The sequence below is a fragment of the Pricia mediterranea genome, assembly GCF_032248455.1.
GTDB classification, from domain to species: Bacteria; Bacteroidota; Bacteroidia; order Flavobacteriales; family Flavobacteriaceae; genus Pricia; species Pricia mediterranea.
In genome coordinates this window covers 132288-146416 of record NZ_JAVTTP010000001.1, presented here as the reverse complement: position 1 = coordinate 146416, position 14129 = coordinate 132288, and the positions used below count along the sequence as shown (strand labels likewise).

General features: G+C 42.1%; 15 protein-coding genes. 12 read left to right on the top strand and 3 right to left on the bottom strand.

Annotation, left to right across the window (positions count from 1 at the left end; genetic code table 11):
* Window positions 1-33 precede the first annotated feature (33 nt).
* A complete protein-coding gene (locus tag RQM65_RS00555; protein ID WP_314011959.1) occupies window positions 34-1128 on the top strand; it encodes an alpha/beta hydrolase in 1095 nt (364 codons plus the stop codon).
* Between the two features lie 4 nt (window positions 1129-1132).
* Window positions 1133-1564: a putative quinol monooxygenase gene (locus RQM65_RS00550; protein ID WP_314011957.1), complete on the top strand. Its 432-nt coding sequence runs from the start codon at window positions 1133-1135 to the stop codon at window positions 1562-1564.
* A gap of 37 nt (window positions 1565-1601) precedes the next feature.
* Here the strand turns inward: RQM65_RS00550 and RQM65_RS00545 are convergent, their stop codons facing one another.
* A complete protein-coding gene (locus RQM65_RS00545) occupies window positions 1602-1700 on the bottom strand; it encodes a hypothetical protein (protein WP_158657220.1) in 99 nt (32 codons plus the stop codon).
* Window positions 1701-2062: 362 nt separating this feature from the next.
* Here RQM65_RS00545 and RQM65_RS00540 point away from each other — a divergent pair, with 362 nt between their 5' ends.
* The 8 genes from RQM65_RS00540 to RQM65_RS00505 all read left to right on the top strand — a co-directional run bounded on the left by RQM65_RS00540 (window position 2063) and on the right by RQM65_RS00505 (window position 10061).
* Window positions 2063-2908, top strand: a complete 846-nt coding sequence (locus RQM65_RS00540) for a DUF4440 domain-containing protein (protein WP_314011956.1) — start codon at window positions 2063-2065, stop codon at window positions 2906-2908.
* Between the two features lie 26 nt (window positions 2909-2934).
* On the top strand, window positions 2935-3381 hold the full coding sequence (locus tag RQM65_RS00535; RefSeq protein ID WP_026810978.1) for a nuclear transport factor 2 family protein: 447 nt from the start codon (window positions 2935-2937) through the stop codon (window positions 3379-3381).
* Window positions 3382-3411: 30 nt separating this feature from the next.
* Entirely contained in the window at window positions 3412-5031 is a 1620-nt protein-coding gene (locus tag RQM65_RS00530; RefSeq protein WP_314011955.1) for a carboxylesterase/lipase family protein, read from the top strand.
* A gap of 44 nt (window positions 5032-5075) precedes the next feature.
* The gene (locus RQM65_RS00525) at window positions 5076-6200 is read left to right on the top strand and encodes an aldo/keto reductase (protein ID WP_084148822.1); all 1125 of its coding nucleotides are present in this window, start codon (window positions 5076-5078) and stop codon (window positions 6198-6200) included.
* Between the two features lie 42 nt (window positions 6201-6242).
* The gene (locus RQM65_RS00520) at window positions 6243-6626 is read left to right on the top strand and encodes a helix-turn-helix domain-containing protein (protein WP_094996548.1); all 384 of its coding nucleotides are present in this window, start codon (window positions 6243-6245) and stop codon (window positions 6624-6626) included.
* The gene (locus RQM65_RS00515) at window positions 6623-7225 is read left to right on the top strand and encodes a flavodoxin (protein ID WP_133673247.1); all 603 of its coding nucleotides are present in this window, start codon (window positions 6623-6625) and stop codon (window positions 7223-7225) included. The genes RQM65_RS00520 and RQM65_RS00515 overlap by 4 nt, the downstream gene beginning before the upstream one ends.
* Before the next feature lie 96 nt (window positions 7226-7321).
* A complete protein-coding gene (locus RQM65_RS00510; RefSeq protein WP_133673246.1) occupies window positions 7322-7786 on the top strand; it encodes a (2Fe-2S)-binding protein in 465 nt (154 codons plus the stop codon).
* A gap of 16 nt (window positions 7787-7802) precedes the next feature.
* Window positions 7803-10061, top strand: a complete 2259-nt coding sequence (locus RQM65_RS00505; protein ID WP_314011951.1) for a xanthine dehydrogenase family protein molybdopterin-binding subunit — start codon at window positions 7803-7805, stop codon at window positions 10059-10061.
* A 290-nt stretch (window positions 10062-10351) separates the two neighbouring features.
* Here RQM65_RS00505 and RQM65_RS00500 read toward each other — a convergent pair whose 3' ends face one another.
* Window positions 10352-10552, bottom strand: coding sequence for a hypothetical protein (locus RQM65_RS00500; RefSeq protein ID WP_314011949.1), 201 nt, complete (start codon window positions 10550-10552; stop codon window positions 10352-10354).
* 408 nt (window positions 10553-10960) lie between these two features.
* On the opposite strand from RQM65_RS00500, the gene RQM65_RS00495 reads away from it, so the two are divergent.
* Together RQM65_RS00495 and RQM65_RS00490 are read left to right on the top strand one after the other, a co-directional pair.
* Complete coding sequence (locus RQM65_RS00495; protein WP_314011947.1) at window positions 10961-12535, top strand: sulfatase family protein; 1575 nt, start codon at window positions 10961-10963, stop codon at window positions 12533-12535.
* Window positions 12536-12563: 28 nt separating this feature from the next.
* Window positions 12564-12809, top strand: coding sequence for a hypothetical protein (locus RQM65_RS00490; RefSeq protein ID WP_314011945.1), 246 nt, complete (start codon window positions 12564-12566; stop codon window positions 12807-12809).
* Window positions 12810-13139: 330 nt separating this feature from the next.
* On the opposite strand, the gene RQM65_RS00485 is transcribed toward RQM65_RS00490, so the two are convergent.
* Window positions 13140-14009, bottom strand: a complete 870-nt coding sequence (locus tag RQM65_RS00485; RefSeq protein WP_314011943.1) for a helix-turn-helix domain-containing protein — start codon at window positions 14007-14009, stop codon at window positions 13140-13142.
* Between the last annotated feature and the right edge of the window lie 120 nt (window positions 14010-14129).

The window sequence follows — 14129 nt, the reverse complement described above, 5'->3', positions numbered from 1 at the left end:
CCTCTATACTTTTAAATTAATAAAATCTTAGTGATGAAAAATATCAAGACAACATTGTTATTGCTTTTAATTGTTCAATTATTGGTAAATGATGTTTATGCTCAAAAGCAGCCCATTACCCTTGTAGAACAAGGCAGTTCTACCGTGGGTGGTAGCGTTAAAACCAGCCCTGGTACTTTTGACCCAGTTGCCCATGGCGCATTTAATCCTTCCAATCAGGCTACCGAAGGACAAACCTTGCATGGAGACCATGCCACTGTTTTTTATCAAATTCCTGATAGTGCAAAAAAATTACCTTTGGTTTTTTGGCATGGGTATGGACAGAGCATGCGTACCTGGCAAACGACCCCAGATGGCAGAGAGGGGTTTCAAACGCTATTTTTAAGGCGTAATTTTCCCATATACCTTATTGACCAGCCCCGTAGAGGATTATCAGGGAGGAGCACGGAACCTACTACGATTTCGGCAGCCACGGATGATCAATTGTGGTTTGGGATATTCAGATTGGGGACGGGAAGCACATTTTATCCAGATGTTCAGTTTTCCGAAGACCCAGGGGCGTTGAACCAGTTCTTTAGGCAAATTACACCGGATACGGGACCATTAAACATCAACCTTAACATAGAGGCGGTTTCCACGCTGTTCGATAAGATTGGACCTGGTGTTTTGGTCACCCATTCCCATAGTGGCGGCCAAGGTTGGTTGACGGCCTTAAAAAATGGGAACATCAAAGGCATTGCATCCTATGAACCCGGTAGTAATTTTGTCTTTCCAGAAGGCGAAGTCCCTGAGACCATCCCCTATGTGGGAGGAGCTTTAAGTGCGAGAAGCGTACCCAAGACAGCGTTTAAACGATTGACGGAAATACCCATTGTTATCTATTATGGGGATTATATACCCAACGAACCTGTAGCGCATCCTGGGCAGGAACAATGGCGTGCCGCCTTGCAAATGGCAAAGCTTTGGACGGCCACGGTGAACAATCATGGAGGTGATGTCACCTTGGTACACCTTCCAGAAAAGGGTCTTAAGGGAAATACACACTTTCCGATGTCCGACCTGAACAATGAAAAGGTGGCCGTATTGTTAGCGGAATGGCTAAAAGAAAAAGGATTGGATAAAAAATGACACTATGTTGACTAAAAAATTGGGGCTTTTATTGGTATTACTGCATCTGTCTTTACTTGGTTTCGGGCAAAGCGATGATGCCCTAAAAGCGGATACTGATCAAGGGAAAATGATGGTTCGCATTGCGGAACTTGAAATTGGGACGGACTATCTGGATGAATATTTGGAGATACTCAAAGAGGAATCGGAAGCATCACTTAGGCTGGAGCCCGGGGTAATCTGCATTTACCCCATGTTTCAAAAGCAAAATCCTACACAGATACGACTTTTGGAAATTTATGCCAATAAGGAGGCTTACGAATTGCATTTGAAAACACCTCATTTTCAAAAGTATAAAACAACCACAGCAGAAATGGTAAAAGATTTAAAACTGATTGATATGGAAGCTATTGATCCTGAATCGATGTCGATGGTTTTTAAAAAATACAAGTTCTAGTTCGAAATGGGCGAATAACTTTGGATGCTGGAAACTATTAGTTCAACATGCGATACTCCTGAGGGATATACCCCACCATTTTCTTAAAAAGTCTTTTGAAATGCTGTGGATATTTAAAACCAAGGTCGCATGCAATTTTATTTAACGATTTATCAGGGGTCGGATATTTTTTGTTTCGCTACATGAATAAGGTTGCACTGAATGTTTTTCTTTCATCTAATTTCTTTCAGTTAAATCAAGTTCACCATTCAGTGGGTACCCTGCATCTAAATTTAAATTCGGAACAATAATCATCGACCCATATCTAATCTTTTGTGTTGGACAGAGAAGAAATCTGTTTTTTGAATTTAGTTAATGCTTTGTGAACAAAGGGTTTATACCCCTGTAATCCGTAATAATGGTAGGTGAATCCGTAATTGTGGTAAGCCTATCCTATGAATTATACCATAGCTTTGGAAAGGGTAATTTATATAATCTAAATCAATTAAATAAAACAAAATGAGAGCATTATTGACAGGCTTGTTTATAGGTATGTTAAGCATATCTTCCTTTGCGCAAGAAGCTATTTTTCCCATGGGGGCAAAAGCGAAAAACGTACACCATACCGGTGATATTTGGCTTACGCATGTTGTAGATGCTGATGAAATTTTTAAACATAACATAGCCCAAGCGGTTTCAGCACCTGGAGCATTTCTTAACTGGCATTTACATCCAGACGGCCAACAATTGTTGATCACTAATGGCGTTGGTTTTTATCAGGAAAAAGGAAAGGAAGTACAAGTAGTGCGCGCTGGTGACGTTATCAAATGCCTTCCCAATGTAGAACATTGGCATGGTGCCACTCCTAAAAGTGCAGTGACCTATTTGGCGATAGGTGGTAGCACACCTACCAAATGGACAGATGAACTTAGTGTTGAGGATTATAACAAAATACCGCTTCCTGAAATTAACAATTCAAGTCTTGAAAATGAGATCAAGGAACTTTCTAAAGCCAAATGGAAATGGATGGCCGAAAAGGATGTGGACAAGTTGGCCAATTTGTTTCATGACAAATCAAGGTTTGTACACATGAGCGGCTCCTGGAAAAAGGACAGGGAATTGGAAATCATCGAGACGGGAAGTATTTGGTATAAAAATGCCGATGTACACGATGTGGTCGTGGAAACTTTTGATGACAATACCGTGGTACTTTGGAACAGAATAACACTTACGGCCCATGTTCGTGGTAACGATGTATCCAATGAATTTACCGTGACCGAATTCTATAAAAAAGAAGGCGACGATTGGAAATTATTGGACCTTACCTTTAGCAGCGTTCGTGATACCCATGAAATTGCGCATTAATACTTCAGAACAAATAATTTATAAAAATGAACAGGAAAATAATACTAAGTCTATTAGTTATGCTCATCACAGGAAAAGTCGCCCTTGCCCAATCGACTGATTTAGAAAAGGAAATCAGAGAGCTGTCCATTCATAAATGGCAATGGATGGCCGATAAGGATGCCGATAAATTGGAAGGCCTTTTTCATGATAAAGCCAAGTTCGTCCACATGGGCGGCACATGGGGAAAGGACCGCGAAGTAGAAATCATTAGAGGTGGGTTCATCCACTATAAAAAAGCTGATGTCCATGAAGTCATGGTCGAAGTCTTGAATGATAATACCGTTATACTTTGGAACCAAATTACACTCTTGGCCGTAGTAGGCAGTAATGAAGTGACCAATCCCTTTATGGTAACGGAGGTTTATGTAAAGGAGGATAACACTTGGAAATTGGCCGATCTGACCTTTAGCAAAACAATGACAAGGGAATAACTTGAACAACGCAACTTAATAAACACTCAAATGAAAAAATACATATTAGGATTGTTGGTACTCCTTGGAGTTACTATTTCCGCGCAAGAAAGTACACCCAAAGTAAAGACCGAATTAGGGGTAATTCGAGGCGTCTATGAAGATGGTGTTGATAGCTTTAAAGGAATACCCTTTGCGGCTCCTCCAGTTGGTGAGTTTCGTTGGAGAGCCCCTCAACCATTATCCCACTGGGAAGGTGAATTGGATGCTACGGAGTACGGTGCAAACTGCGCACAGTCCGGATGGGGCGGTGCCCCGGGAACCATTAGTGAAGGTTCATCCGAAGATTGCCTGTACCTGAATGTGTGGAAACCCGCTTATGTAAATTCGGGTGCGAACCTGCCGGTCATGGTTTGGATTCATGGTGGAGGCTTTGTTGGAGGAAGTGGTTCCGGAGCTGGAATCGCGGGTGATGAATTTGCGAAGATGGGAGTGGTTTTAATCACCATTAATTACCGTTTGGGGCGTTTGGGCCATTTTGCATTTCCTGCTTTAAGTGCAGAACATCCTGAAGAACACAAGGGTAGCTATGCTTATATGGATCAGATTGCGGCACTTCAGTGGGTACAAAAGAACATTGCTGCCTTTGGCGGAAATCCAGATAATGTGACAATTTTTGGTTTTTCTGCCGGAGGGGTTTCCGTACATTCTTTGATGACCATTCCAGATGCAAAAGGACTTTTTCATAAAGCCATTAGCGAATCTGGTGGTGCCCGAGATGGTGTCCTTACCGGAAGGCCAATAAAGGAAGAAAATGCAAGTGCTTTTTACCCCTTATCGGCAGAAACCATTGGTATCAACTTTGCCAAAAAACACGGAATAGAAGGTACGGATGCCGATGCCTTGACCAACCTGCGCGCATTGCCAGTGGAAGAAATTGTGGATAGCGGTCAAGAAACGGATGGTGAAGGAGGCCCTAGAATCTATTCCGGGCCGATTTTGGACGGCAAATTGGTAACGGAAACTGCCGAAAGTGCCTACAACGCTGGTAGACAAATGCAAATACCGTTGATGATCGGTTCTAACAGCGCCGAAATCGGAGGTAGTTTTGTCAACAACAGTAAAACAAAAGAAGAACTATTTTCACTTTTTGGCGAGTTTAAGGAGGAAGCACAAGCTGCCTATGATCCTGATGGAAGTAAAGCATTCGAAGAGGTGATTACCAAGTTCAATACCGATTGGGTGTGGGGAGAACCAGGACGTTTTGCCGCAAGAGCTTTCGCGGAACAAGGTGAACCCACGTTTATTTACCATTTTGGGTTTGTACCCGAACCTATGAAGGAAAGAATGAAATATGGTGCCGGCCATGGTTCCGAAGTTGGCTATGTGTTTAATAATCTTGATGCACGTTGGGGCAATCCCGAGACCACTCCAGAGGACAAGAAGGTGGCGGAACTTATGAACGGATACTGGGTAAATTTCGCCAAGACCGGAAACCCGAATGGAGATGGATTACCAAACTGGCCAGTCTATACTAAAAATGAAGGTGAAATCATGGATATACAGTTAGATGGTGAAGCCGTTGGAAAACCAGACCCAAGAAAAGCCAGATTGGATGTCGTTGAAAAGGGTGTCAAACTTAGAAACGAACTACAATCACGAGGAATTTAGTCCATTTATTGGGTTTTAAAATATTACGATAACAGCATATTGGTATGGAAAAGAAAAGTAATTCAGTAAACAGAAGAAATTTTATTTCGAAATCCGCCCTTTTGGGAGCAGGTATAGTGGCAGGCCCAATGGCCTTTGCCAATGAGAAAAATTCACCTGGTACAATTGAGGGTTTAAAAGCAGCTTCCAACCCTGAAAAGCGAATGTTGGGCGCATTGGAAGTATCGCCAATTGGGTTGGGTTGTATGAGCATGAAAAGTGGCAGCTACAATCCACCAAGAGATACCAAGGATATGATTCCCGTAATTCGTGGGGCTTATGATTTGGGCGTTACCTTTTTTGATACTGCCGAAGTGTACGGCCCATTTACTGATGAGGAATTAGTAGGTGAGGCACTGCAACCTATTAGAGACAACGTGGTCATTGCCAGTAAATTTGGGTTTGACTTTTCAAATGGAAAAAGGGCAGGTAGAAATAGCAAGCCAGAACATATTAAAAGCGCTGTAGAGGGCATGTTGAAACGCCTTCGTACCGATCGTATCGATTTGTTGTATCTGCATCGTTTGGATCCAAACGTTCCGATTGAGGACGTTGCCGGAACGGTCAAGGATTTGATCAAGGAAGGGAAGGCGCTCCATTTCGGACTTTCCGAAGTTTCACCAACGACCATACGAAAGGCCCATGCAGAGCAGCCCGTTGCTGCCCTTCAGAGCGAATACTCCATTATTCAGCGTGCCCTTGAAAATGAAGTAATAGATACCTGTGGAGAATTGGGCATAGGGTTCGTGCCATGGGGACCGGTATGTCGTGGATTTTTAGGCGATAAGTTTAACGAGCATAGCCGTTTTTCTAGTGACTCCCGCTTATCTCAAGTGCCCTATTTTACACCGGAAGCTATTGAAGCTCACATGGAGGTGCTCAGGCTGGTACGCGAATGGGGTCGAAAAAAGGATGCCACTCCGGCCCAAATAGCATTGGCGTGGGTCATGGCACAAAAACCTTTTATTGTTCCTATTCCAGGAACTACGAAACTGCATCATGTGAAACAGAACCAAGGTGCACTGAACGTTACTTTTTCCGATACGGAATTAAAGGAATTCAGGAATGCTTTGGAGAAGATACAACTGGTAGGTGTCCGTGGGCCGGAAACTGCCTTGGTAGATCAATAGAAGAATACGTCAAAAAAAACTGTAGTTATCGATATTGAAAATATGGATTCGTCCCTCTCAACAAATCAAAAAACCTATATTCAAATAGCCCAAAATTTTTTGATGCAACTGAGCGGACAATTCCCCATTACAGAGGACACACAACCCATAAAGTTGCGCAAAGCCTCAGATTTTGCGGATATTTTAAATATTCATGTAAATCACTTGAATAGGTCCGTCAAGTTGTATACTGGAAAAACGACTACCCAAAATATAAATGAACGTTTTATTCAGGAAGCAAGGGCATTGCTCAAAAGAAATGACTGGTCAATTACTACCATAGCTACAGTCTTAGGATTTAGGGAAGTAAATCATTTTAGCACCTTTTTTAAAAAACATGTAGGACATACGCCAACAGATTTCAGAAAATTGAAAATTAAAAAATGATAATATCTCGTTTACTATTTATTATTTTCTTGGTATCCGGATGGTGTAGTGCCCAAGGGTACGAGAATAAAGCGGACAACATATTGATTGTCTATTTATCAAGAACAAACAATACTAAGGTTGTGGCCGAAATGATCCATGAAAATGTGGGCGGTGATCTGGTGGCACTGGAATTAAAAAATCCTTATCCGCAAAACTACAAGTCGATTGTGGAACAAGTGGCAGAAGAAAATCGTACCGGGTTTCTTCCGCCCCTAAAAACACAGATAAATATGGACAAGTATGATACCGTTTTTTTAGGCTTCCCCACATGGGGAATGCAACTGCCTCCACCAATTAAAAGCTTTTTGACCCGGCACGACCTTAAGGATAAAACGGTCATTCCTTTTAACACCAATGCTGGGTACGGTATTGGCAGTACCTTTCGAACGGTGGAAAGCCTTTGCTCCGATTGCAACATTTTAGAAGGGTTTTCGGTAACCGGGGGTATTGAGAGAGATGGAATTTACTTGGCCATAAAAGGGAACCGTAAAGTAGAAGTGAAAGAATTACTTGTGGAATGGCTTGAAAAGCTTAAACCACTGACTATCAAAAACTAAAAACAATTAGGATTTTGACAAAGTAGGTTAAAACTGTTTGAATTTCGTAAGCAACACCCAATATATAATCTTTATTTTTAAGTAAATTTTTTAAAAATGGCAATATTCAACTTAAACATCAACGGATCGGAACACAGCGTAGATGTTGATTCAAATACACCAATGCTTTGGGTACTAAGGGACCACTTTAAATTGGTAGGAACTAAATATGGTTGCGGTATCGCTCAATGTGGTGCCTGTACGGTGCATTTAGGTGACAATGCGGTACGTTCTTGCCAATTACCTGTTTCGGCTGTTGGGGAGCAAAAAATCACGACCATTGAAGGATTGTCGGAACATGGTGATCATCCTGTACAAAAAGCTTGGCTGGAAATCGATGTACCCCAATGCGGATATTGCCAGGCAGGGCAGATAATGTCGGCCTCGGCCTTGTTGAAAAGGAATCCCAATCCGTCGGACGAAGAAATTGAAAGCGCTATGAACGGGAATATCTGTAGGTGTGGAACGTATACGCGAATCAAAAAAGCAATAAAAACAGCCGCTAGTTCGGAAAACGTTTAATTAAAAAATTTAGGAGATGACAAAGCTAAAGACGCATATGGGACGTAGGGCCTTTATCAAGAATACAAGTTTGGCAAGTGGAGGTTTGGTACTTGGCTTTAGTATTTTAAACTCCTGCAAATCTGAGCAGGCAAAAGAGATGGCTGTCAGGGAAATGCCCAAAGAATGGTTCGAGATGAATTCGTATTTGAAAATCGGTGATAACGGGGTTGTAACCATTTATACGCCCAATCCGGAATTCGGTCAGAATATAAGAACATCTATGCCCATGTTGGTAGCAGAAGAGTTGGATGTAGATTGGAAAAATGTACTGGTTGAACAGGCGCCCTATCATGCAGACAAATATGGATTTCAATTTACGGGGGGCAGTAGGGGAATAAGTGCCCGATGGGAGCCGCTTAGAATGGCCGGAGCAACCGCAAGGCAGATGTTGATAGCGGCGGCGGCAGAAACCTGGCAGGTACCCAAGGAAGAGATTACCGCAGAAGCAGGAGTATTACAACATGCAGCCACCAAAAAATCGACCGGTTACGGAGAAATGGCTTCAGTTGCAGCAACACTTACCGTACCCGAAGAAGTACAACTAAAAGAGGTAAAGGATTTTAAACTGGTCAGCCGTTCGCAAAAAAATGTAGATGCAAAAAGCATTGTAACCGGTAGGCCTCTATTTGGCATGGATATTCAAGAGGAAGGAATGTTGATCGCCATGATCGAACATCCACCAGCTTTTGGTTTGACCTTAAAATCAGTGGATGGTGAAGCGGCCAAAGCCATGCCTGGAATCAAGGATGTGGTTACGATCAAGAGTTTTAAGGACGGATATGAAAAAGGCGGTTTCGACACAAACGCATTTCCTGAATTGGTTGCGATAGTGGGCAACTCAACTTGGGAGGTGATGCAAGCTAAAAAGAAATTAAAAGTTGAATGGCAACCCATTACCGCCTATTCGGAAACAATCGCTGGGTTTGGTGGAAAACAAACGATTAACATACCCGCAGGACTGGAATCTACCACGACCCATAAATCACAAATGGAAGCACTTGCTGCAAAACCGGGAAAAGTTGTCCGAAAAGATGGAAATCCAGAAGTAGCCTTCAAAAATGCAACAACAATTTTGGAAAGAAGTTACTCGGCGCCTTTTCTTGCTCATAATAACATGGAGCCCTTGAATGCTTTTGCCCATGTAGCAGGCGATAAGGCGAAAATTGCAGCACCAATACAGATTCCGTCTTTGATCATCCCTACAATTGCTAGTAGTCTGGGAATACCGAAAGAGAATATTGAGATGGACCTTCCAAGAATGGGCGGTGGTTTTGGCCGCAAGGCCTATGCCCACTTTGTGGTGGAAGCGGCCCTGATTTCACAAAAAGTCAATGCACCTATCAAGTTAGTATATAGCCGTGAAGACGATATGACCAATGGTATTTATCGCCCAACGTATCACGCAACCTATCGCGCGGCTTTTGATGAAAACAATAATTTAACGGCATTACATGTGAAGGCTGGCGGAGTGCCGGAGAGTCCATTGTTCGCCAATCGTTTTCCGGCAGGGGCCATTGATAATTATATGGCAGAAGAGTGGACCATTGATTCCAACATTTCCATAGGTGCCTTTAGAGCTCCACGATCTAATTTTATGGCCGGTGCCGAACAAGCGTTCTTGGATGAAGTTGCTGAAACCATGGGCAAGGACGCCATTCAATTTCGCTTGGACCTGCTAAAACGCGCCAAGGAAAATCCTGTAGGCGAACGGAATGATTATGATGCTGATAGGTACGCCGGAGTCCTGGAATTGGTTCGTGAAAAATCGGCTTGGAAAGAAAATGATACAACAAAACATCGAGGAGTATCGGCCTATTTTTGCCATAACTCCTATGCGGCGCATGTACTGGATTTAAAGATGGAAAACGGTAAACCCGTAGTTGAAAAAGTAGTTTGTGCCATTGATTGTGGAGTGGTGGTAAATCCTGATGCAGCAACAAACATGACAGAGGGGGCCATTACAGATGGTATTGGTAACGCCTTTTATGGGGAATTGACCTTTCAGGATGGGGTGCCACAGAAAAACAATTTCCACCAATATCAAATGATTCGCATGAACGACGCGCCGAAAGAAATCGACGTACATTTTGTGCAGAATGAAATCGACCCAACGGGTATGGGAGAACCTCCGTTTCCCCCTGTTTTTGGAGCGGTGGCCAATGCACTTTACAAAGCCACAGGAAAGCGACATTATCAGCAACCTTTTAACAAGAGTCGGGAAATTGTTGGATAGATTTTATAAAAAAATATAATCTTTTATTATTTTGAATTACTCAAATTATATCTTTGTGCCATCAGAGAGTAAGTGATTTTACTTAAGTTCATTTAAAATTCCGTCAACAAATCGGTCAACAGTTTGTTTTTGAAAGATGTAACTAATTGATATAGAAATAATTATAGGGGTAGGTTGTAATCCTGCCACCCCGACTTAGTAAACACGGGCCTTCCGAGAAATCGGAGGGCCCGTTTTCTTTTAATTATGCACAGTTCGTGCACACTTCTCCAAAGCGTAACATTTTTTAGCTAAAACCTATCCCCTGAGCCATCGTTCCCCGCGGATATGATATCAACATTCGGGAGTTGTTCGTCGAGGTCTAGGTTCGACAATGAATCTATGCTGTATAGGTATTCTGCCCCCGTGGAAGCTTTTGTATTTCCGGACGCCATATGATAGTTGTTGGAGAAGTTACCGTACCTCAACCGTGACGGATTAAGATTTGACATCCTACTGAAGACTCAACCCCCGAAAAGTTCCGGTGGCCCTTATATGGCCATTACACAAGCGACCCTTCCACCATTGAATACCATGAGGACCATGCCCTCTCTGCGCCTGCTCAATTTTTCTCTTTAAGAAACTAGACGGCTACCTAGAAGATCGCTTATTTTTTTTGTTTGGAACCTGATTCGATGGAGCTTATCGACAATCCCATAGGGCGAAAGATGTACTGCGCTACTCCCTCGAATTAAGCAATGGAAATGCTTTTTAATACTTTAAAGCTGACCGGGTTATAAACTTTCAGTTATATTTCGGAATATTGGGTTGTAGTGACTACAATAATCAAGTCAAAGTAACTTACAATGTCCAGTATTTAGAACGGTCTCTACAGGATACTTTTAAAAGCAATAAAAATTATGAACAATAATCGATCGACCCATTCTCTACTCATTCTGTTGATGGTATTTGTCTATTGTGGTCCCCTTTGTAGCCAAAAAAGAAAGACAAATTCTTTCCCGAACATAATCTACATCCTGGCCGATGATTTGGGGTATGGAGATGTTAAATGCTTTAATCCTGAAGGTAAAATTGCCACACCGAATTTAGATACTATGGCAGCTAATGGGGTCAAGTTTACCGACGCACACACCTCATCCGCTGTTTGTTCCCCGACCCGGTACGGTATTTTGACCGGTCGCTACAATTGGCGCAGTTCCCTAAAGAGTTCCGTGTTGAGTGGGTATTCGAAGTCATTGATCGAACAAGAACGTACTACCATTGCAGAGATGTTTAAAAGGCAAGGGTATTCAACAGGGTATGTTGGGAAATGGCATCTCGGATGGGACTGGGAAATTCTCGATAAAAATCCCAATCTGCAGCATGATAAATTAAGTGCGAAACCCAAGGTAAACTTTAGCGCACCGATAGTGAACGGTCCTTCGACCCATGGTTTCGATTATTCCTTTGGTTTTTCCGGTTCCCTCGATATGGCGCCTTATGTTTATGTGGAGAATGACATGCCGACTGCGGTACCCACGAAATCTACGGTTTCGGTCGACGAAAAGGGAATTTGGAGAGAAGGGCCTACTTCCGATGATTTCGTTCATGCGAACGTGCTGCAGGATTTGACCGATAGGGCCGTTCAATATATCGATCGAAGTGCGAAAGGGAAATCCCCTTTCTTTCTCTATTTTCCATTGCCCGCGCCCCATACCCCTATTTTGCCGACCACTGAATTTCTGGGCAGGAGCAATTCTAATATGTACGGCGATTTTGTAATGCAAGTGGACGATGTGGTAGGCCAAATCAGGGCAGCACTGAAAAAGCAAGGTATCTGGGAAAATACACTTCTAGTGTTCACTAGTGATAATGGGTGTTCTCCCAAGGCCGATTTTGAAGAACTTGCCCAAGTCAATCATGACCCCAGCTATACTTTCAGGGGGGCAAAGGCCGATATTTTTGAAGGTGGGCACCGTGTACCCTTTATTGTGGAGTGGCCCGATAGGGCATTGAAGAATTCAAGCTCCGAAAAGACAATCTGTACCACCGATTTTTTTGCCACCTGCGCAGAACTGATCGGTTATCCAATACAAGATACCGAAGCTGAGGATAGTTACAGTATGCTCTCACTTATTACAGGGGAGGATAATGCAGCAATTCGTGAATATACGGTGCATCATTCGATCAACGGGTCTTTTGCGATTAGGAAAGACAATTGGAAATTAATTGTTTGTCCGGGATCCGGTGGGTGGAGCTATCCCAGGCCAAAGGATATAAAGCAGGAAAAACTCGATTTGCCGGCTATGCAGTTATACAATTTGAAGGAGGACATCGGTGAAACAAAAAATTTGATATCCGAATACCCCGTTAAGGCTGCGAAGTTAAAGGCGGCGCTCAAAAGAATCATATTTGACGGAAGGAGTACTCCCGGGGTCAACCAAAGAAATGAGGGTATGGAAGGCTGGAAACAAATTGAACCGATCATCAATTGAATCTTATACAAAGACTCATCCCAATAACGTGCCACACGCAGCAATCAGTGCTAGATTAGATGAAGAAAATGTTACTTGGGAATTTCATACTGGAATGGTATATGAAGACTATATGTTGGAAGGAACTACTTTTTCTGGTAGAGTTCATACCGGAATCAATAACGTTGAATATACGATTTTCTTCGATGGCATAGAATTTACCGAAACTGAAACTGAATTCATTTTTCATAAGGCAACAATAAGGTTTGGATATTATGACTATGAATTTGACTAACTGTTCTGAACTCTCAGCGAGACCTATTCGGTTACCCGGTTTTACTTTTTTGTTTGCCCAACCCCCGTATTTATTGAAATTTATATTCTTGGTTTTCGGGGAACTTGGATTAGAACCACAATGTTATTATGCAATCCTCCACTCATTAAATGCCCACTTCAATAGTTGAATTGAAAAACTGAATTTATAAAGAAAGAATTCATCCTTTTTCACTATCGAACCGGCACAATGTCATCAAGAGTCCGAAAAGCTCTGTGCACATTAAAACGAGTTTAGCGACTCGGCAATCTACAAAAGCGTATGAAACTATTTAGAAGTTTGAGCTTATTATTACAAACGTCCCAAATAATCTTTGGCAAAGGAATGATCGCCATTGAGAAATTTTCTCGGGCTATCTCCAATGAGTGAGTTGAAGTCACGATTAAAATGTGCTTGATCATAATAGCCACAATCCAGGGCCATCGTATTTAATTTAGTTTCATCCGAAGATTTGAAAATCTCAAAGAAGGTGTTCATCTGAATCACTTTGCAATAATATTTTGGTGATACCCCGATAACTTCTTTGAACCTCCTCCTAAAATGCCTTAAGCTAAAACCTACAATTTCCGCTAGTTTGTTCTGGGAAACTCGACCATCGGTATGCAGAATTATTTTCAAGGTTCGATCAAGCCACTTATGACGGGGATGGGCTTTTAGGGAAAGCTTATTTAAGAATTCTAGCATAATATCCAATCTGGCCATCACTTCACCGGTTGAATCGAGGGTTTTTTCAAGCCTATCTGAATCATTAGGTACAATGTTCTCCACAGACCTCCAACGGTTAAGAAAATAACTGCCGCACTTTTGAAATAGATAATAGGGTGTCGTTGGTCGCAGTACGAAACCTATCTGGCCAAAAACTCCATCCATTTCAATTTCAAGATTCTTGGCACGGACCTGTCCGGCGAGGATCAATCTAGATTTTGGATGTATCATCTTACCACCAATATGAAGAGTGGGCATATCACCATAAATATTAATTAGTAGTGGAAATCCATTCGGATGTACGGGATATGTAATTTGTATCTCTGAGTCCGATTGACCATGGATGGCACAGACTACATATTCCCTAAGACTTTCAGGGATTTTGAAATCTAGTTTGTTTGAAAAATTTTTGATTATGAACCTTTTTAAACTTTCAACGAAATGATGATAATCCATGTCCGTTTTTTACAATTATCCTGAGCTAATTATCACTATATTTTTAGGAGTAAAGCTTACATATCTAAATGGTGTACCCCATCTGCTTTCCTTAGTTCTCATCACCTAATGTTTACCTAA